The sequence below is a fragment of the Glutamicibacter sp. genome (genome assembly GCF_035257265.1).
Taxonomy (GTDB): domain Bacteria; phylum Actinomycetota; class Actinomycetes; order Actinomycetales; family Micrococcaceae; genus Glutamicibacter.
The window spans coordinates 59,053-78,310 of record NZ_DATEXC010000071.1 but is presented as its reverse complement, the minus strand read 5'-3'; the positions used below and the strand labels follow the sequence as shown (position 1 = coordinate 78,310).

The window sequence follows — 19,258 nt, the reverse complement described above, 5'->3', positions numbered from 1 at the left end:
GGCTAGGCCTTCAATTCCAGAACAGTCTTCCCGATGCGGATTCGCTGTCCCGGTTCAACTGGCTGTGCACGAGTGAGCTGACTATCGCCAACAAAGGTGCCGTTGGTAGAGCCTAGATCCTCGATAAACCACCGTGACCCCTGAGGGAAAAGGCGTGCGTGACGGCCCGAAGCATAGTCATCTTCGAGAACCACGGTGGCGTCTTGCGCGCGACCGAACATAATAGGTTCTCCCTGCAGAGGTATGCTGCGTCCGGCTAGCGGGCCCTCCACAATGTGTAAGGTGCTAGCTGTCTTGCGTGTACTGACCTCAGGTTCGGCAAGTTCTGGATTCTTCTTCAAAGCCCTGGCACTGGGTGCGCCGGTACGTGCCCGAGCACCAATTACTAGGTCGCGGCGCATAGCGCCAACAATGCTCAAAACGAGTAACCAAATCAGGACGAGGAAGCCAAGGCGGAACAGGCTGAGAACGAGATCATTCATGCACGGCCTCCGTTGCTAGGCGTAATTAGGCGAAAAACTATCTTGGTCTGTCCAATAGTAATGATTGAACCGTCCAATATACGCGTCTGTGTGGAAATCTTCTTACCGTCAACGTAGGTGCCGTTGGTTGAGCCGAGATCGGTGACCACATAGGAGCCCGGAGACTTCTGCTCTACTCGAATATGCTGACGGGAAACTCCCGTGTCGTCTACCGGAATATCGGTGCTGGCCGAACGGCCAAGCACGATCGAGTGGTGATTGAGCGCGAAGCGCTGTCCATTAACTTCAACTACCGCTTGTTTGGCAAGTGGCGCGGCGGCCGAGGCTGCTGGCTTCGCGGTAGGTCGAGGTTGTGCGGTGGTCTGCGGTGTTGGCGTTGCGGCATCACGCGTTGGTACTGCCATCGGCGCCTGAGGCTTCACAGGGGCAGCCGCGACCGGATTTGCACCTGAATCCTTGACGGATCCTGCAACCTCCACTTCGCCGGCCTTGAGTTCTTGAGAATTCACGAAATGAATCATGATCTTTCCCTGAATCGAGTATCCCTGGGTGACGGCGTGTTCCGCGGTGACCTTAGCCATCTCGTTGACTACGGGGGATCCCCACGCTTTGGCGGTGTCAAAATCTTTAGTGCTCAACGACACGACGAAGTCGTTCGGAGCAAGGCTGCGACCTTCACTGATCGCTAGAATTCCGCGATCCATTTCATTGCGCAGCGCGGTGGTTAGTTCGACTGGCTTGATGTCTGCGGTGCTGTTCCCACGAAAGAAGCTGGTGACGACCTTCTCTAAGCCTCGTTCGACATTATCGAGAAAGCTCATTACGTGTGCTCCTTTCCTGTAGTCCGTGGCGTTTTTAGGCCCGGTATTTCGGTTCAATGTCCTTGTGACACAGAACGTCATTCTCGATCTTACTGTTTTCAGCTGTGCAATTCCCGGAAATATCCTTGAAGAAAAGACAGGCAACTGATTCAACGTACCAACTGGTCAAAAGGTTTCATGTGGTGCTGAGCACATGGGGTTGATTCGATTAGGCGATCAATAAAAACAACGTGTAAGCTATTTCTTGTTGCCGCGAGAGCGGGAATCATGCGCGAATGGCGGAATTGGTAGACGCGCTGGCTTCAGGTGCCAGTGCTCGCAAGGGCGTGGGGGTTCAAGTCCCCCTTCGCGCACATGGGAAATGTCCCGGAACATCGTTTGATCGATGTTCCGGGACATTTGTTCTTAACTATTCACTGCGTCGACAGTGGGTCATGCGCGGAGTTGAGAAAAGCTATCGAGATTCCGCTTGACGCCGCGTGCGGCGGATCGTCCGGCTCGATTTGCGCCAATGGTGCTTGCCGAAGGTCCGTAGCCGACCAGCTGCACGCGGGGATCCTGGACTGATCCGGTACCCTTTCCCGCGCGGTCTAGCTGGATACCACCGTGGGTACTGCGTAGTTTCAGCGGGGCAAGGTGAGCTATGGCGGGCCTGAATCCCGTGGCCCAGAGGATCGCGTCAACTCGTTCAAAGCGACCGTCGGCCCAGCGTACGCCGTCGGTCTCCACCGACGTGAACATTGGGTGACGTTCATAAGCGCCGAGGGATTTGGCTTCCTGCTCTTGGGCGCGTAGCGCGAGTCCGGTTACGCTCACCACGCTTTGTGGAGCCAAACCCTGCGCGACGCGTTGTTCCACCAGCGCAACCGCGGCAATCCGTGCTTCATCGGAATCGAATGTATCTGCTCGCCAATTTGGCTCGGTGCGTGTGACCCATAGCGTGTCGGTAATTGGACGTAATGCACCAAGAAACTGCACGGCCGATGCGCCGCCGCCCACGACCAAGACTCGTTTGTCTCTAAAGTATTCGGGGCCAGGGTATGCCACCGTGTGGAATTGCTCACCGATAAATGTTTCCACCCCGGGGTAGTGCGGGAGGAACGGGCGTGTCCAGGTTCCTGTCGCGTTAATCAGGGTGCGAGTGCGCCAGATTTCCTTTCCAGCGTGAACCAGTAAGGTACCCGCGTCGTCGGTAACGCTAGTTACGTTGACCGGCCGAATAATTGGTAGTTCATGTTCTTTTTCGTAGTCTGCAAAGGACTTAGGTACCGCCGCATTGGCCCGTCTCAGGTCGCGCTTTGGTGGCATGGCATCCGGTAGCTCGGCGACACCGTGGACGTCCTGCATGGTCAATGCGTCCCACCGGTGCTGCCATGCTCCACCGGGCGCTTTGTTTGCATCGAGCACAATGTGTCGTAGACCTAAGCGTTTCAGGTGATAGGAAGCCGATAATCCGGCCTGTCCGGCGCCGATGACAATGCTGTCCAGAATTTCCACGGTTAGCTTGTTTCCTTTACCGGCTCTCGGATTCCATCCCAATTCACGTTCGCTTCGTCGATCTTCTGCGCCAGCTGTGCCTGCGGAAGGTTAGCGCCGAAGGCGGGGTTTCCTGGCTGTAGGAGTGCACCGTTTGCCAGCGATCCAATGAGTAATGGGTCGAAACCAAGGGCGTCGATCAGGGAGGTGACCTCTGGGAGCTGATGTTCTCCGGCGATGGCAATCGCCTTGCGGCCGCTGCTGCCAGCGGGCTTCGACTCTTCTTCAAGGTCGTGATATCCCATGTGATTAAGCGCCTTGACCACACGGGAGCGTGGCAGGAATTCCTGCACAATTTCGCTGGTGGAGGTCAGTGGGTCACGCAGGTCCTCGCGGATTCCATCGGTTTCCCACCAATAGTTCATTGTGTCGATAACTAGTTTGTCAGCCAGCTGCGCCACGGGCAGTGTGTGGTACTTACCCAGCGGAAGCGCCAGAATGACAATGTCTGCGTTACCCGCGGCGTCGGCCGACGACATCGGCTGCGCGCCGGGGGTCAGAATTTCGACGGTCAGGGCGATCTTCGCTGGGTCCCCGGAACCTGCGATAAGTACACGATAGCCGGCGGCTAACGCGAGGCGGGCCAGGGCTGTGCCGACCTTTCCTGCACCGAGAATCCCTATCGTGGTGTTTGAGTTGTTCATCGTGTGGCCTTCTGATTTGCCGGTTGGTCGGCGAGCATTTCGCGTACCAGTGGAATCACCTTGGTGCCGTAGAGTTCCACGGCCCGCAAGCGATCGCTGGCGGGCACCGCTCCGCCGCTGTAGATCAGGTCAAAGCGTCCGATGTCCAGGGTGCCGATGGTCTTGGCAATCTTGCGCGCCACCGTTTCGGGCGAGCCAATGTAGAGCGAACCATGGGCAGCTTCGGCCTCGAATTCTTCGCGACGCATCGGAGACCAACCACGTTCGGCGCCGATCTGATCACGCATTTTCTTATAGTCTTCGAAGATGATTTCCTTGGCCTGCTCGTCGGTGTCTGCAATAAATCCAGGAGAGTGCAGACCTACCGAGGGCGAGCTCTGACCTAGCTGCGCGTTCGCCCGGTGGTAAAGATCAATGTAGGGAGCGAAGCGGTCAGGGGCGCCGCCGATGACGGCGAGCATCATTCGAAAACCGTAGTTCGCGGTTCGAATGACAGATTGTGGGGAGCCGCCGACACCAACCCATGTTTTCAGACGTCCCGACTCGGTCTTCGGGAAGACATCAGCCTCGTTGAGGGAGGCGCGCGTAGTGCCCTGCCAAGTCACTGGCTTCTCGTCGAGTAGCTTGTGGAAAAGGTCAATCTTCTCGTCGAAGAGTAAGTCATAATCGGCCATGTCATAGCCGAAGAGCGGGAAGGACTCGGTGAATGAGCCGCGGCCTAGAATCACTTCGGCTCGGCCACTGGACAGCGCATCAACTGTGGCGAAGCGCTGGAAAACGCGTACCGGATCGTCTGAGGATAAGACGGTCACGCCGGAGGCGAGACGAATATTGCTCGTTGCCGTCGCAATCCCTGCGAGAACTGTTTCCGGGGTGCTAATTGCGAACTCTGGGCGGTGGTGTTCACCCACCGCTACGACATCTATGCCTACCTGGTCTGCGAGGACAGCTTCCTCCACCGTGGCGCGGATTGCCTGAGCGTAGGATACGAGCTGACCGTCCTTGCCACGCGGTACGTCGCCGAAGGTGTCGATACCAAATTCGATGTTTTCGATGCCATCCATGTTCGGGCTCCCTAGCAGACTTCATTTTTAGTTGACACGTCAAGCATATGCCGTAGTGGTTGACGTGTCAATAAGCAAGGGTCAGCAGACGACTCAGCGGTGCCACGCACAGAAAAAGTGTAATTTAGGTGCCGTTCTTAACCCGGGCCAATCGAGCGCCCACGCGGGACATAGAATCAAAGACGAAAGAAAGTGGGATGACATGTCAAAGGATCTGAAGATCGTGGAGCTCACCGGTTTGGCTGACCAGATCGGCGACAGGCTGATTCTGCGCTTGGATGAGGAATCCAGCAAAAGCCTGCCTAGCCGCGGACAAGTTGCCGTCCAATTGCTCAACTCCACAGAGATGGTCGTCGTAGAGCCCGATGGCCGGCGGGGGCATTGGATTCCGGGCGAAGTACTTGATCTTCACCCCGGACAGGAGGTGAGCCTTTCGGCCGCCATTGCCGAGTCGTGGCCGGAAGTTAACGTTCCCCAAGACCTTGCCGGCGCATTGGCGGATGCCGATGATCTACATGAAACTTGGCTCGGGCTGACGCCCATGGCCAGATGGGAGTGGGCACGCTGGGTGAAATCTACGCAAAACCCGGTCACTCGGGAGCGTCGAGTGCAGGTGAGTATTTCCAAACTTCGTGACGGAAAGCGCCGGCCGTGTTGTTTTGATCTGTCCTCATGCACGGATCCGGAGGTTGCCAAAAGCGGCAAGCTGATCCAGTAGCTACTGGGTTCCGCCGCTTGAGGCACGCACCATAAGCTGGCTGGAGAGTTGAAGTTTTGACTCCTTCAAAGGTGTGCCGTCGATCAATTGGCGCAGTGCCTGGGCGGCCTGCACCCCGACACTGTGTGCGTCGAGACGAACACTGGTCAATGACGGGTGCGAGGCGGTAGAAAACGGCAAGTCATCAAATCCGGTGACAGCTAAATCCTGCGGAACCCGAACACCTGCGGTGCTGGCAGCTTGCAGGACACCATAGGCATGGGTGTCGGTGGCACAGGCCAACGCGGTGATTCCGGATTCTTTCCATTCATCCCAGTGGGCGGCGAACGCTGCCGCAGCATCTCCCATTTCAATGGTTGAAGAGCTGATAGCTACTGCCGGAACCTGCATTCCGAGCTGTGCGGCGGCGCTTAAGAATGCTTCACGTCGCATACGCAGTGTGGCGGTACCGGTAGTTGCATCCAAATAGCCAACCTTGCGATGCCCTTGTGCGGCGAGGTGCGCTGCCACATCGTGGGCACCTTGGAGTACATCAAAGTTAACCGACGGGATGTGTTCCGGGGCATCTGGTGCGTCCAGTGCAATCAACGGTAACGGACTGGAAAGTTCGGATAAGAACAACGGTGTGGGTGCATGGACCAGCAGGCCAGCGGGGCGTAATCCGAGCAACCGTCTGATTTCCGTAGCGCTGGGGGATAAGCCGGCGTCGGTGACCGAAAGCAGCAGCTGATAATCCTCGCCAAGAACTCCGCGCACACCTGCAATGAGCTTTGCAAAGAATGGGTTTGAAATATCCGGGGCAACCAAGATGACCAGCGAACTAACCCCGCGGGCCAGCGAACTACCGATGCTATCTACGTAGTATCCGAGCTCGCGTATTGCTTCGCGAACCCGTTCCTCATTGCGCTTGGAGACTCGGCCGGCGGACTTTCCATTGGCCACGAGAGAAACTGTCGCCGTGGAAACTCCTGCGTGAGCTGCGACCATAGCCGCGGTGACCTTGCGCGCTGGGCGTGGTTCGTTCGGCGAATCAGCATTGTTCATGGCTCCATCCTAGTGTGCGGGCGGGTGTGCGCAAGCCTTTTAGTTAAGCGCTTGACTGCTAGGGTTTGAGCGGGAAGAATTAGGCTCAATAACCATCTAACTCCCGATATCTAGTTATCGGACGGGACCAGGGGCGTACATGAGCACACCACGCAAGATCATCCTTGACTGCGATCCGGGGCACGATGACGCGGTCGCTATCTTATTGGCGCACGGCAACCCGCAGATCGAATTGCTCGCGGTAACGACCGTGGTAGGTAATCAAACCCTGGAGAAAGTCACCGATAACGCGCTTGTGGTGGGAACCATTGCCGGAATTACCGGTGTACCTTTCGCTGCCGGGTGCCCCCGCCCGCTGGTCCGCGAGATTGAAAACGCCCCGGAGGTCCACGGCGAATCCGGCATGGATGGTCCGGCTCAACCGGCCTCACGCATAGTGCTTGATGAGCGCCACGCGGTAGACCTGATTATTGAATTGATCATGACTCACGAGCCGGGGGAGATCACCTTGGTTCCCACCGGTGCGCTGACAAATATCGCGTTGGCGGTCCGCCGCGAACCGCGCATCGTCGAGCGCGTACGCGAAGTGGTGCTGATGGGCGGCGGATACCATACGGGCAACTGGAGCGCGGTAGCCGAATTTAACATCAAAATCGACCCGGAAGCCGCCCATATCGTCTTTAATGAAAAGTGGCCGGTGGTCATGGTCGGACTGGACCTCACCCATCAGGCCCTTGCCACCAAAGAAGTGGTGCAGCGCATCGAAAAGGTCGGCACGGGGCCGGCAAAATTCGTTCGCGAATTGATGGACTTCTTTGCGCAGGCCTACCTGGATCATCAGGGCTTTGACGCTCCTCCGGTGCATGACCCTTGCGCCGTCGCCTATGTCATTGACCCAACCGTGGTACGCACGCTGCGTGCTCCGGTCAGTGTTGAACTGCGTGGGGAGCTCACCCTCGGCATGACCGTCGCCGATTTACGCGCCCCGGCCGCCGACGATTGCCACACTTCGGTGGCAGTTGATCTGGACCACGAACGTTTCTGGGATCTGGTAGTTGATTCACTTGAGCGCATCGGTGAGGTCGATCTAACAGCGTAGTCTAGGCAAAATGTCTTAAATTGTGATGGTAGTCAATGCCAAAGCATCTACGGCATGCATAGACTGGAGATAAATACAGCTCAGGAGGCGAAGTGGCAGTCAAAACCCCGCACCAGAACGTAACTTTTGAATCGTCCGGAACGCAGGCGCACGGATACCTTGCGCTTCCCGAATCCGGTAAAGGCCCCGGCGTGATCGTCATTCAGGAATGGTGGGGACTGACCGACCACATCCGCGATATCGCCGATCGCCTCGCCGCCCAGGGTTTTGTTGCCTTGGCGCCAGACCTTTATGGCGGATCGATCGCGCATGACGGTGAAGAAGCCGGCCAGATGATGTCGCAGCTGCCCGAAGAGCGAGGTGCCGAATTACTCTCCGGAGCGGTCGACTACCTCTTGGCTAGCGATTCTGTCACCAGCACCAAGCTAGGGACTATTGGTTTCTGCATGGGTGGCGGTTTTGTCCTGCAGCTGGCAGCCCAGCAGGGTGAAAAAATTAGTGCCGCGGTTCCGTTTTACGGTGTCGGGCAGGGTGTGCCCAACGATTTCAGTGGCGTGCGCGCCGCGGTTCAAGGTCATTACGCAAACTTCGACGACTCATACCCCGTCGCGGATGCCAAGGCTCAGGAAGAACAGATTCGCTTAGAATCCGGGGCCGAAGTTCAGTACTTTTACTACGACGGCAAGCACGCTTTCCACAACGATGAAAATCCTGCGGGAAACTACGACGCACAGCTTGCCGCCCTCGCCTGGCAGCGCGCCGTAGACTTTTTGCGACAAAAAGCCAACTAAGCGCATAAAGTGGTAGGCATCACAGTTGGTGTCTGCCTCGAAATACTTACGAAGCAATCCCTATTCAAGGAGAAATAATGTCAGAAATCATCCTCGTTGGTGTTGACGGTTCCGAAACCGCACAGCGTGCGGCCCGCCGTGCAGCCGAGCTCGCAGTGAAGATCGACGCCGAATTGATCGTGCTCACCGCACACGCTTCGGATAACACCGAAGTAGTTTCCATCGGTAGCGACACCTGGATCTTGGACGACGCAGAGCAGGCCCGCAAGCTGGCTCAGCGTGTGGCCAACGACGTGCGCAACGCCGTACCTGGCGTGAAGATCAGCGCAGCTGCCGGTCACGGTAAGCCAGGTGACGTATTGATCTCCGACGCCACCGAGCGCGGTGCCTCGATGATCGTCGTGGGCAACGTAGGCATGAAGGGTCTGGGCCGCGTGCTCGGCTCGGTTGCTTCCTCGGTAGCCCACTCGGCTCCATGCGATGTACTTGTAGTCAAGACCGACGGCAAGTAGTTTAATTTTCAGCTGCGGCGGGCACGGAGTAATCCGAGCCCGCCGTACCGCGTTAATCGGATCGATCACGCCTCAAAGACCAGTAGGATTTAACCGTGCACACACTTCGAATTTCCTACGTAGCAGGCGTCACCCCGGGTAAATGGATGGATCGGTTCACCGAGCGCTACCCGCAGGTAGCCCTGGCAGCGACCCGCTACGACGGTGACGGCATCCTTGAACTTCTGGCCAACGATCAGGCTGACGCGGTGTTTGTGCGCTATGAGGGATCCTCGCCCAAGGACGAGACACGTCACTTGATTCCGCTCTATGACGAGCTCGAGGTCGTCTGCGCGGCCAAAGACCACGATGTTGAGTACTACGAAGAGTCGATTCCCGAAGCGGACGCCGCGAAATTTCCACAACTGAACTTAAGCGAATACCCCGAGGAAGCCGGCGGGGTGCCCACCGCGATGGAGGTTGTTGCCTCCGGGGCGCAGGTCTTGCGAGTTCCGCAGAGCATCGCCAGGCTCTATCAGCGCAAAGACGTGGTGTACCGGGAAATTGAGGGTGGAAACACCACACATATCGGCATCGCGTGGCCAACCGGACTTGAAGATTCTGAGCTGGTTGATGAATTTATCGGCATTGTGCGAGGACGCGGGGCAAACTCTTCACGCCAAGCTTCGGTGCGCAACACCCAGCAGGTAGCTAAAGAACGCAACGATAAATTGCGCGCTGCGGCGAAGGATAAAGCGAAAGCGCGCGCCAAACAGGAAAAGAAAGCCAAGGCTAAGGCCCGCAGTGGCGGGGCAAAATCTGGCAAACGCCGGTAATTTCCTAGTCAGGCAAGCGTGCAACATGAGAGAGTGATCAGCATGGAGCAATTTGATACCCTCACCATGACCACGCAGGGCGCAGCCCTCATCCTGACCGTCAATCAGCCGGCCTCAATGAACGCGCTGGCCTTGGAGGTAGTCGCGGATCTCGAGCGCGCGGTGGACTACCTTGAAACCAGCGAGTTCAAGCACCGCGGCGTGGTGCTCACCGGAGCCGGAGAAAAAGCATTTGTCGCGGGGGCAAATATTGTCCAGATGAACTCCATGGACGCCGATGCGGCTTTGGCTTACGGACGCCGGATGCATGTGCTCACCGAACGACTAGAATCCCTGCAGATTCCGGTAATCGCCGCGGTTAACGGTTTTGCCCTCGGCGGCGGCTGTGAACTCGCCCTGGCCTGTGACTTCATTTACGCCTCGGAGCGTGCCAGCTTCGGCCAGCCAGAAGTGACCTTGGGCCTGGTGCCAGGCTTTGGCGGATCGGTTCGACTACCGCGTCGAGTAGGCAACGCGATGGCGCGTGAGTTGATCTTCACCGGTCGCCGTATCAAGGCGGCCGAGGCACTGCGTATTGGTCTGGTTAATCGTGTGCTGGCTCCGGAAGAACTGCTTGCTCAGGCGGTGGCCACCATCGATGAGCTGACGAAGGTTTCCCCCATGGCCGTAGCCAACGCAAAGCGCGCGATGGTCACCATGGATGCACTGAACGTTCATGATGGACTGAAGATCGAGGCGCAGAGCTTTACCGAAGCGTTTAACACCGCTGATTCCGTGGAAGGCCGCGCCGCCTTTGTCGAGAAACGCGCCGCAGATTTCCCCGGAAACTAACCATGCATTACGGGGCGCATCATGATCAGTGGCTGCGCTTTTATGCGCCGGAACAGGTCACCGCGCTTGGCGCGGTGATGATCATTCATGGCGGATATTGGCGCGAAAAATACACCGCGCAGCTCGGTGAGGCACTGGCCATGGACCTGGCCGCTCGAGGTATCCCCAGTTATAACCTTGAATACCGGCGTGGGCCGGGCAGCGCAGCGCAGATGCTGGCAGATGCCCGACTCGCGCTCGCGCTGATCAAAGAAGAAGGCCCGATCACGATCATTGGTCATTCTGCCGGCGGGCATTTAGCCTCATTGCTTGCAGCGCACGAAGATCGCGTCACGCAGGTCATTTCGCAGGCCGGACTATTGGATTTGCAGCTGGCTAAAACCTTGCGGTTGAGCAATGATGCGGTAGATGAGATGCTCGGCGACGCCGATTTGTCCTCGGTGAACCCCGTGGAATTATGGCCGATGCCAGCACGTGTCGTAATCTTTCATGGACGGGCCGATACAGATGTTCCGGTGAAAATTGCACGGCGTGCGGCAGACCATGCCGCCGCGCTGGGTCAGCAGCACACCCTGCGCATTTTTGACGGCGACCATTTCAGCTGGATCGATCCGTCAAGCCACCAGTGGGAGGCATGCGTTAAACAGCTGTACCCGCTGCATTACAAAGGAGCATGATGAACCCGACGGTCATTGGCGAGGCACTAGTCGACGTATTGGCCTCAGGAATCGCCCCGGCGCAAGAATTTGTGGGCGGAAGCCCGCTCAACGTTGCCGTCGCGTTGGCCCGGCTCGGGTACCCCGGTACGCTCATCACCCGCTGGGGACACGATGATAAGGGTGCGAGTATCGAGCGTTTCCTGTCAGCAAATAACGTCAAATACCTTGGCGGTGCCGACGATGAGCCGACGGTGATTGCCCACGGCATTTTGGATCCAGCCGGCGGAGCAACCTTCGCATTTAATGCTTTTTGGCAGATGCCAACGGTGGGTCCAGAACTCGCCCAAGACACCGAACTAGTGCACACCGGCTCCATAGCTACACTCTTCAGCCCGGCCGAACTGCTCCCGTTGCTGGCCGCGGCCCGCTCTCACGCCACCATCAGCTACGATCCGAACCTGCGCCCGTCGCTGGTGACAAACCACGGGCAAACCGTCGCAGAAGTCGAACGTTATGTCGGCCAAGCCGACGTGGTGCGTGTCTCCGGAATCGATTTGAAATGGCTCTACCCGATGCGTTCGGTGCATGAGTCTGCTCGGGCCTGGTTGGCGATGGGCCCAGCCATCGTTGTGGCCACCGCCGGATCACGTGGATCCTGGGGTGTGGTGCGTGCCGGTGAGGCTGAATACAGTGCCCCATCGGTAGAGGTAACCGACACTGTTGGCGCCGGAGATACGTTTACCGCTGCTCTCTTATGCTGGCTTGCCGAACGCGGGATGATCGGAGCCGCAAACCGTGAAAAACTTGCGCTCCTAGAAGCTCACCAGTTGGAGCAGGCACTGATTTTTGCCGCTCACGCGGCGTCGGTAACGGTTGGCCGCGCCGGGGCGAACCCGCCGCACCGCGGGGAACTTTCATGATTAAACTGATCGCCTCTGATCTAGATGGCACCATTGTGGACCGCGAAGGGAATATCAGCGAACGTACCCGCCGCGCGTTTCTAGACGCTCGGGATGCCGGTATTCACATCGTTTTTGTGACCGGCAGGCCGTTTCGCTGGCTTACGCCCATTATCGAAGCCTTTGGAGGCATGGGCACTGTGATCTGCTCTAACGGCGCCGTACTCTACGATCTGGAACAAGACCGAGTCATCTGGTCGCGGACTCTCTCCGCGGCTACCGCCAAACAGGCGGAGCAGATTATCCTGGAACATGAACCGAACGCTGCTTTTGCCGCGGAAACCACGCGTGGATTGCATCTTGGGGCGAACTTTGCCGAACAAAATCGTACTTTGGGAAGCCAATCTGTCTTGGATCTGAACTCGGAAGCCATTGATGAAGAGGGTATCGTCAAGTTTTTGGCCAGGTCCAAGTCGCTGCCTATCGATGATTTCTACGCCGCTGTGGCTCCAGAATTAGCTCAGCTACTCTCGGTCACCCACTCGGCCTTCGGGGTCTCGTTGCTGGAGATGGCGCATGTAGACATCCACAAGGCCACCACTTTAGACGTGTACTGCCGTGAATTGGGGATCAGCGCCGATGAGGTGATGGCCTTCGGGGATATGCCCAACGACTTGGAGATGCTCGAATACGCCGGCCATGGTTACGCGATGGCCTCGGGCCATCCATTGGCCCTGGCCACCGCGCAGCACACCGCGGACACCATTGAGGCAGACGGTGTCGCGCAGGTGATCGAGAAGCTGCTGAAATGACCTATGCATTCACGCATCGCGGCATTCGGTTCGGCGATGAAGAGAATACACTCATCGCCTTTCAGCGGGCCTGGGATCTGGGAATCACGCATTTGGAAACGGATGTACGCGTCTCCAAGGATGGAACCGTCTATGCCTTCCACGACGAAACATTAGATAGGGTGACCAATGCTCAGGGGCCATTGCATGAGCGTACCGACGAAGAGCTGTCTATGGTGCGAGCCGGAGATCAACCGCTGTGCACACTCCGCGAATTACTTGGCAGCTTCCCCAACGCTGTGCTCAACATCGATGTCAAAGACGAGCGGGTAATCGCCCCACTGGCCAAGCTCATCGAGGAACTTGGATGTCACCGGCAGATCGCGCTGGCCTCTTTTGATAGCGCGCGCAGTGCCGCGGTGCAGCACCTAATTTCCGCCCCAGTCCGGCGTTCCCCCGGCATGCGGCAGATGGCGCTAATCTGGCTATGTGCGACTCTTCTGGGGCGGATTCCCCGGAGCCTTGCCCACGAGTTTTGGGCGGTCCAGGTGCCAATGAAGTACGGGGTATTACCCGTGGTTACACTCAGGTTTATCAAGGCGGTACAGCGCGCTGGTTTGCAGGTCCATGTCTGGGTTATCGACGATGAGTCGACCATGCGTGCGCTGATTGAGAAAAAAGTTGACGCCATTATGAGCGATGACGCCGAACTGCTGCTGCAGGTTTTAGCTAAGAAATAAGGATCTGATCTGCATATAAGTCTGGCGCGGAATATTAAATTCCGCGCCAGGCCGTTTAATGCTTTTTAGCGTACCGAAAGAGTATCTAAGACCACTGGTGCGTGTTCTTGGAGCTGCTCCTCGCTTGCGTCAAGGAGTAACCGCAACCAGGTTTCATGCTGGGATAGTGGCGCAACCAGACAAGCCGGAGCAATCAGATCGTAAAGCTCATCGGCGTTACCGTAGGCAGCAAATTCCTCTAGGTAGGCACCTAGTACTCGCATGACTCGTTCGTCATCGGTTCGGCAATTCCAGGTCTGGGTCATGGCAGCCAGCGGGGCGGCCAACGAAGAGAAAGGGTGAGCCCAGTGTGCGGCTGCAAAGTTAATGATCCGTGCTTGCTGACCTTGCTCGGCGGGAACCACTGCCTGGGCTAAGTCGAAGGCTCCGTGTTCCAAGCTCAACGGAACCGGGCCCCGATGCAAGGCCGCACAGGCGTCGGAGAGTGTGGTGATATGACGGTGCAGCTCATCGGCTTGCTGCGGATCCAGATGTAATGGATGTTGGACACCAAGCGAGACATGCATGCTCAAGGCCTGCTCAAATTGTTCTGGCAGGAACTGCGGATCTACCACCGGCATGCCCACGTCAAAGAAGGCCTCTTCGTTGCCCATCAGTGCAACCTGGAAAGAACCGAGCGAGGCCAGCGCCAACTGCCAATTTTCGACACTGTCTTTGAGATCTGCCAAGGTATGACCGAAGTCGGGGGAAAGCATATAACCGGCCACGCGGTCGATTGCCAAAGGCATCACCACACGGTCCGGAAGTAATTCACCGGCGGTAATCGTAATGGCGGCCTCCGCCGTCAAACCAGGCGCGTTTGTGCTAAACACCAGATCTGCCGCGTCGGTACCTACCAACGCCGAGATCTGATGCAGAGAAGCCGGCCAAAAGTCCGGTCCTGCAACACGCTCGATGCCGTAAGCCGCGCAGGCCTCATCGATCCAGCCGGCGGCTTCTTCACGCCATTGCTCGCTATTCCATACATCTATCCACTGAGCCACATTCCTTATCGTAGTATGTCGATGCAAGTGCAATCACTTGCTACGGTGGGGACTACGGCCATTCATTGCCCTCTTTCGAAGGATTTCGATCGTGAACGCTACCCGTCCGACCTACCGGCACCGTGATTTTAAGGCCGTCCTTTTTGATTTGGATGGTGTACTCACTCCGACCGCGCTGCTGCACCGCGCCGCCTGGAGGGAACTCTTCACAGAATTTTTCACCCAAGAACATCCGGGTGTGCCGTCCTACACGGAACAAGACTATTTCGACCTGCTCGACGGCAGACCGCGCTACGAAGGGGTGAGCGCGGTGCTTGCCTCCCGAAATATTTCGCTCCCCTATGGTGACCCGGCCGACCTTCAGGGCACCAATTCGGTCTGCGCTCTGGGTAATCTCAAAAATGCGGTGTTCACCACCGTGCTGGAACGAGATGGCATCGGACCTTACCCGGGTTCCAGCGACTACCTGCAACAGGCACTGAAAGTCGGTCTGGACGTTGCGGTGGTTTCCTCCTCACGTAACGCCAATGCGGTGCTGGAAGCCGCCGGGCTTTCGCCGTACTTCTCAACAGTCATGGGCGGCCGCGAGGCGGAAGCCCGCCAGCTAGCCGGTAAACCGGCTCCGGACACCTTTCTAGCCACCGCCAAAGACCTTGGCTGGCGTCCGGAAGAGTGTGTGGTGATCGAAGATGCCAGCAGCGGAGTAAAAGCAGCCCGCGCCGGGGGCTTTATGGTCGTCGGTGTAGCCCGAGAAGATAACGCCGAGCAGCTCTTAGCCGCCGGCGCAGACTTCGTCGTCGAAGACCTGAGCGAATTGGTCTCATCCTTGGCGATTCAAGCCTGGACCTTTGACCCTTGGTCAATCACCCGAGACAGCGAACGTGACCATACTGGGGCCCAAGACACCGTCTTCGCCTTAGGCAACGGTTTCCTTGGAGCTAGAGCGGCGCAGGTTGGACTCGGGGAACAAGTGGCCGGTACCTTCATCAACGGGCTGCATGAGACCTGGCAGATCCGCCACGCCGAAAGCGCTTTCGGGCTGGCCGAGACCGGGCAGACGATGATCAGCGCCCCGGATTTCCGCACGCTGCGCGTGTTCATCAACGATGAGGCGCTCGAGGTGGGGCGTACCGAGATGATCCGTGATGACCTGCGTCTTGATTTCCGTGAAGGAACGCTGATTTCCCAGACCCTCTGGCGGACGGCTGAGGGCCATCGGGTCGCGGTGACCGAGCGAACCATGATTTCCTTCAGCGACCGGCACCTGGCGGTAACTGACCTGCATGTGCGCCTGCTCGATGAACCTGCACATGTGCTGGTGCAGTCTTCGCTGATTGGGTATCGTTCGGAACCCGAGGTGTCGTCGCCAGCCGAAGTAGATTCTGGCAAGGACCCACGCAAATCAGATGAATCTTCGGATAACCCGTTGCATCCCGCGGGGCATATCTCTCAGGGTGCTCAGCTCGGTTTGTCCTACCACGTATCAGGTTCCCAGATGTCCGTTGCGGCGGTCATGGAACACCGGGTAGAAAGTACCGGTGGGGCCAGCGCACAGGTCCACACCGAACGTACCGCGCAGCCGAACCGTGCGGATGAGGTTTCAAGCGCAAACCTCGATGCGGGACAGGGGCTGCGCGTCTCAAAATTTGCTGTGTATCATTCGTCGCGCCGACACCCAGCCCAAGAAATGCTGCAACGCTCCACTCGCGCACTGGATCACCTGGTGCCTCGTGGAATCGATGAACACTTCCGCACCCAGCGGGCCTTTATGAAGTCGTACTGGCAGCGCAGTGACGTGCTGGTCGATAGTGATGACCCAGCCTTGCAGCGGAAGATCCGTTGGAATCTCTTTCAATTGGCTCAGGCGTCGGCCAGAGCCGACGGTCTGGGGATCAGCGCCAAGGGAGTGAGCGGTAACGGGTACTCCGGCCATTACTTCTGGGACACCGAAATTTATGTGCTGCCATTCTTGACCTACACGAACCAGCAGTGGGCGCGTAATACCCTGCGCGCCCGCATTTCGATGATCCCGGCATCGATTCGTAGAGCGCGCACCATGAACGAGGAGGGGCTGCTTTTCCCTTGGCGCACCATCAACGGCGAAGAAGCCAGCGCCTACTACCCAGCGGGTACCGCGCAGTATCACATCAACGCGGACGTGGTGTATTCGCTGAACCGCTACCTTTTCGCCGCCTGTGACGACGAGTTCCTCGAGGCAGGCGGGGCCGAGATTCTCATTGGCACCGCGCGCATGTGGGCCTCGTTGGGGTTCTGGCGCGGCTCGGGTGACCAGCGTAGTTTCCATATCCATGGGGTGACCGGTCCGGACGAGTACACCGCGGTGGTCAACGACAATACCTACACCAACGTCATGGCGCGCTTTAACCTCCGGCGTTCGGCCCAGCTGCTAGGCGAATTGGCTAGTCGCCGTCCGGAATTTTATGCGCAATTGACGCAGCGCCTGGAACTGGAAGATTCCGAGATCGATACCTGGCAGCTGGCGGCCGAGCGAATTCATATTCCTTATTCGGATGCGGTAGGAATCCACCCGCAAGATGACCATTTCCTGAACCGCGAGGTTTGGGATTTAGCTGCCAGCGGCGCCGATAAACGTCCGTTGCTGCTGCATTACCACCCGCTGGTTATTTACCGTTTCCAAGTCATTAAGCAGGCCGATACGGTGCTTGCGCTCTGGTTGCGTTCTAGCGATTTCACCGCAGAACAGAAACTCGCTGACTTCAACTACTATGACCCGTTGACTACCGGGGACTCGACGCTTTCGGCGACGGTACAGTCAATTCTTGCGGCCGAGGTCGGCTATCGTGAGTTGGCATTTGATTACTTTGAGCATGCGCTAAACGTGGATCTGGAAAACCTTCATGGAAATACCGCTGACGGGGTGCATGTGGCTTCCACCGGTGGAGTGTGGGCGGCGCTGGTCAACGGGTTCGCTGGGCTACGCGACGATAATCAAAAGCTGGAATTCGACCCACGGTTGCCAAGGGTATGGAAATCCATTGGTTTCCAACTGATATTTAACGGTTCGGTGATCAAGGTGCAGGTTAAATCCTCATGGATTGAGTTCACCCTGACCGGAGCGCGGCAACAAAGCGTTTGGGTACGAGGACAAGAGATTGTGCTAGAGCCAGGCCAGAGCCAACGGGTGCCCCTGGCCGATCAAGGCCCGCAGCTTTCCGGGCGTCCCAGCTTAGAACATGTGCTTTCCTTGCAGCGTGATGCCGGAGTGGATGTGCCGCACAAGCCGTGGAAATAGAAAAAGCCGGGTGGGCACCGCTTGGTGCTCGCCCGACTTCTCCTCCTCGAGGGTTATGCGTGTATTACAGGGTCATCTCTTCGAGCTGACGGCCCTTGGTCTCCTTGACCATGAAGAACACGAAGATCAATGAGAGTAACGCGAAGAAGGCGTAAATGCCGTAGGCCAACGCCAGTCCGGCCTCGGCCAGGGAGGGGAAGGTAGTGGACACGACGAAGTTGGCGATCCACTGAGCGGAGGCGGCCACACCGAGAGCCAACGCGCGAATAGAGTTCGGGAAGATTTCTCCAAGCAAGACCCAAACCGCAGGGCCCCAGGTCGCTCCGAAGCCGACTACGAACAGGTTCGCGGAGACCAGTGCGATGATGCCCCAGTTACCAGGCAGTGATACTGCCCCGTCAATGGTGACCGACTGCGCGAATGCGATAGCCATCATGCCCAATGACAAGGTCATGAGCGTGGAGCCGATCATCAGCAGCAGCTTGCGGCCCAAGACGTCGATCAGCAGCACCGCAATAATGGTGGCAAGCACGTTGGTCACCGAGGTAATCAGCGAGATGGTGAACGAGTCAGACTCTGCGAAACCGACGGACTTCCACAGCGTGGTGGAGTAATAGAAGATCACGTTGATGCCGACAAACTGCTGGAAAACCGAGAGCAGGATGCCCACCCAGACCAGTGGATGGAATCCGAAACGGCCCAGGAGGTCTTTGAACACCTGACGGCGTTCGACGTGCACGGTGGTACGAATTTCTTCGATTTTAGCTTCCGTGGCTTGACCCGGATCCATGCCCATATCGCGGGTTAGTACGGTAGCGGCTTCAACAAAACGGCCACGTTCAACCAGATAACGCGGGGATTCCGGCAGGCGCAGCGCGAGCAGCCCGTAAATGATCGCCGGGATCGCCAAGGACAGGTACATCCAGCGCCAGGCTGCCAAGCCGAGCCAGCCGATAGCGTCTGCCGAACCCATGACAAAGACCAGCAGCGCGCTGATCAAGAAGGCCACGAAGATACCTAGCACGATGGCCATCTGCTGCATGGAGCCCAAGCGTCCGCGGTGCTGTGCCGGAGAAATCTCGGCGATATAGGCCGGAGCGATAACCGAGGCGAAGCCGACGCCAATGCCGCCGACGATGCGCCAGATGATCAGGTCGACCTCGCTGAAGCAGAGGCCGCAGCCCAGCGCGGACACCAAAAGCATCGCGGAGGCAATCACCATGGTGCGCACTCGGCCGACGCGTTCGGAGACCATTCCGGCGATCCAGGCACCAATAGCCGCACCGAGCAGGGCACAAGACACGGTGAAACCAATGGTCACCGGGTTGAGCCCGAATTCGTGTTCCACGGCGTCTACCGTGCCGTTAACAATTGAAGAGTCATAGCCGAAAACAAAACCGCCAAGGGCAGCGCCGAGGGCTATGAAGATGAGTCGCGCGGAGATCTTTCCGTCAGATGTAGTCGCAGTCACAAGCATTCATGCTATCGCCAATAG

At 57.7% G+C, this 19,258-nt stretch carries 19 protein-coding genes and 1 tRNA gene; 12 read left to right on the top strand and 8 right to left on the bottom strand.

Annotation, left to right across the window (positions count from 1 at the left end; translation table 11 throughout):
* Positions 1-2: 2 nt before the first annotated feature.
* Together VJ369_RS18715 and VJ369_RS18710 are read right to left on the bottom strand one after the other, a co-directional pair.
* The gene (locus VJ369_RS18715; protein WP_324093512.1) at positions 3-482 is read right to left on the bottom strand and encodes an FHA domain-containing protein FhaB/FipA; all 480 of its coding nucleotides are present in this window, start codon (positions 480-482) and stop codon (positions 3-5) included.
* The gene (locus VJ369_RS18710; RefSeq protein WP_324093511.1) at positions 479-1,303 is read right to left on the bottom strand and encodes a DUF3662 and FHA domain-containing protein; all 825 of its coding nucleotides are present in this window, start codon (positions 1,301-1,303) and stop codon (positions 479-481) included. Before VJ369_RS18710 ends, VJ369_RS18715 begins: the two co-directional genes overlap by 4 nt.
* A gap of 269 nt (positions 1,304-1,572) precedes the next feature.
* Here VJ369_RS18710 and VJ369_RS18705 point away from each other — a divergent pair.
* Positions 1,573-1,656: transfer RNA gene (locus VJ369_RS18705), tRNA-Leu, on the top strand.
* A gap of 79 nt (positions 1,657-1,735) precedes the next feature.
* Here VJ369_RS18705 and VJ369_RS18700 read toward each other — a convergent pair.
* The 3 genes from VJ369_RS18700 to VJ369_RS18690 are packed head-to-tail and all read right to left on the bottom strand — an operon-like array spanning position 1,736 to position 4,547.
* Positions 1,736-2,800, bottom strand: coding sequence for an NAD(P)/FAD-dependent oxidoreductase (locus VJ369_RS18700; RefSeq protein WP_324093510.1), 1,065 nt, complete (start codon positions 2,798-2,800; stop codon positions 1,736-1,738).
* A gap of 2 nt (positions 2,801-2,802) precedes the next feature.
* Positions 2,803-3,483 carry an NADPH-dependent F420 reductase gene (locus VJ369_RS18695; protein ID WP_324093509.1) on the bottom strand — a complete coding sequence of 227 codons (681 nt, stop codon included), beginning with the start codon at positions 3,481-3,483 and terminating at the stop codon, positions 2,803-2,805.
* Positions 3,480-4,547 carry an LLM class flavin-dependent oxidoreductase gene (locus VJ369_RS18690; RefSeq protein WP_324093508.1) on the bottom strand — a complete coding sequence of 356 codons (1,068 nt, stop codon included), beginning with the start codon at positions 4,545-4,547 and terminating at the stop codon, positions 3,480-3,482. The genes VJ369_RS18695 and VJ369_RS18690 overlap by 4 nt, the downstream gene beginning before the upstream one ends.
* A 202-nt stretch (positions 4,548-4,749) precedes the next feature.
* Between VJ369_RS18690 and VJ369_RS18685 the strand changes: the two genes are divergently transcribed.
* Positions 4,750-5,265 (top strand): YdeI/OmpD-associated family protein, encoded by a 516-nt coding sequence (locus VJ369_RS18685; protein WP_324093506.1) that lies wholly within the window; start codon positions 4,750-4,752, stop codon positions 5,263-5,265.
* On the opposite strand, the gene VJ369_RS18680 is transcribed toward VJ369_RS18685, so the two are convergent.
* Entirely contained in the window at positions 5,266-6,309 is a 1,044-nt protein-coding gene (locus tag VJ369_RS18680) for a LacI family DNA-binding transcriptional regulator (protein ID WP_324093505.1), read from the bottom strand.
* Positions 6,310-6,448: 139 nt separating this feature from the next.
* On the opposite strand from VJ369_RS18680, the gene VJ369_RS18675 reads away from it, so the two are divergent.
* The 9 genes from VJ369_RS18675 to VJ369_RS18635 all read left to right on the top strand — a co-directional run bounded on the left by VJ369_RS18675 (position 6,449) and on the right by VJ369_RS18635 (position 13,446).
* Complete coding sequence (locus VJ369_RS18675) at positions 6,449-7,408, top strand: nucleoside hydrolase (protein ID WP_324093504.1); 960 nt, start codon at positions 6,449-6,451, stop codon at positions 7,406-7,408.
* 92 nt (positions 7,409-7,500) lie between these two features.
* A complete protein-coding gene (locus tag VJ369_RS18670; protein ID WP_324093503.1) occupies positions 7,501-8,199 on the top strand; it encodes a dienelactone hydrolase family protein in 699 nt (232 codons plus the stop codon).
* Between the two features lie 77 nt (positions 8,200-8,276).
* Positions 8,277-8,711, top strand: a complete 435-nt coding sequence (locus VJ369_RS18665) for a universal stress protein (protein ID WP_324093502.1) — start codon at positions 8,277-8,279, stop codon at positions 8,709-8,711.
* A gap of 95 nt (positions 8,712-8,806) precedes the next feature.
* The gene (locus VJ369_RS18660) at positions 8,807-9,526 is read left to right on the top strand and encodes a LysR family transcriptional regulator substrate-binding protein (protein ID WP_324093501.1); all 720 of its coding nucleotides are present in this window, start codon (positions 8,807-8,809) and stop codon (positions 9,524-9,526) included.
* A gap of 42 nt (positions 9,527-9,568) precedes the next feature.
* On the top strand, positions 9,569-10,357 hold the full coding sequence (locus tag VJ369_RS18655; protein WP_324093500.1) for an enoyl-CoA hydratase/isomerase family protein: 789 nt from the start codon (positions 9,569-9,571) through the stop codon (positions 10,355-10,357).
* A 2-nt stretch (positions 10,358-10,359) separates the two neighbouring features.
* Positions 10,360-11,034, top strand: coding sequence for an alpha/beta fold hydrolase (locus tag VJ369_RS18650; protein ID WP_324093499.1), 675 nt, complete (start codon positions 10,360-10,362; stop codon positions 11,032-11,034).
* Entirely contained in the window at positions 11,031-11,936 is a 906-nt protein-coding gene (locus VJ369_RS18645) for a PfkB family carbohydrate kinase (protein WP_324093498.1), read from the top strand. The genes VJ369_RS18650 and VJ369_RS18645 overlap by 4 nt, the downstream gene beginning before the upstream one ends.
* A complete protein-coding gene (locus VJ369_RS18640; RefSeq protein WP_105676315.1) occupies positions 11,933-12,727 on the top strand; it encodes an HAD family hydrolase in 795 nt (264 codons plus the stop codon). Before VJ369_RS18645 ends, VJ369_RS18640 begins: the two co-directional genes overlap by 4 nt.
* Positions 12,724-13,446 (top strand): glycerophosphodiester phosphodiesterase family protein, encoded by a 723-nt coding sequence (locus tag VJ369_RS18635; protein ID WP_324093497.1) that lies wholly within the window; start codon positions 12,724-12,726, stop codon positions 13,444-13,446. Before VJ369_RS18640 ends, VJ369_RS18635 begins: the two co-directional genes overlap by 4 nt.
* A 65-nt stretch (positions 13,447-13,511) precedes the next feature.
* Here VJ369_RS18635 and VJ369_RS18630 read toward each other — a convergent pair whose 3' ends face one another.
* Positions 13,512-14,489 (bottom strand): hypothetical protein, encoded by a 978-nt coding sequence (locus tag VJ369_RS18630; RefSeq protein WP_324093496.1) that lies wholly within the window; start codon positions 14,487-14,489, stop codon positions 13,512-13,514.
* A gap of 91 nt (positions 14,490-14,580) precedes the next feature.
* Here VJ369_RS18630 and VJ369_RS18625 point away from each other — a divergent pair, with 91 nt between their 5' ends.
* On the top strand, positions 14,581-17,763 hold the full coding sequence (locus tag VJ369_RS18625; RefSeq protein ID WP_324093495.1) for an HAD-IA family hydrolase: 3,183 nt from the start codon (positions 14,581-14,583) through the stop codon (positions 17,761-17,763).
* Positions 17,764-17,827: 64 nt separating this feature from the next.
* Here VJ369_RS18625 and VJ369_RS18620 read toward each other — a convergent pair whose 3' ends face one another.
* Positions 17,828-19,234 carry a sugar porter family MFS transporter gene (locus tag VJ369_RS18620; protein ID WP_324093494.1) on the bottom strand — a complete coding sequence of 469 codons (1,407 nt, stop codon included), beginning with the start codon at positions 19,232-19,234 and terminating at the stop codon, positions 17,828-17,830.
* Between the last annotated feature and the right edge of the window lie 24 nt (positions 19,235-19,258).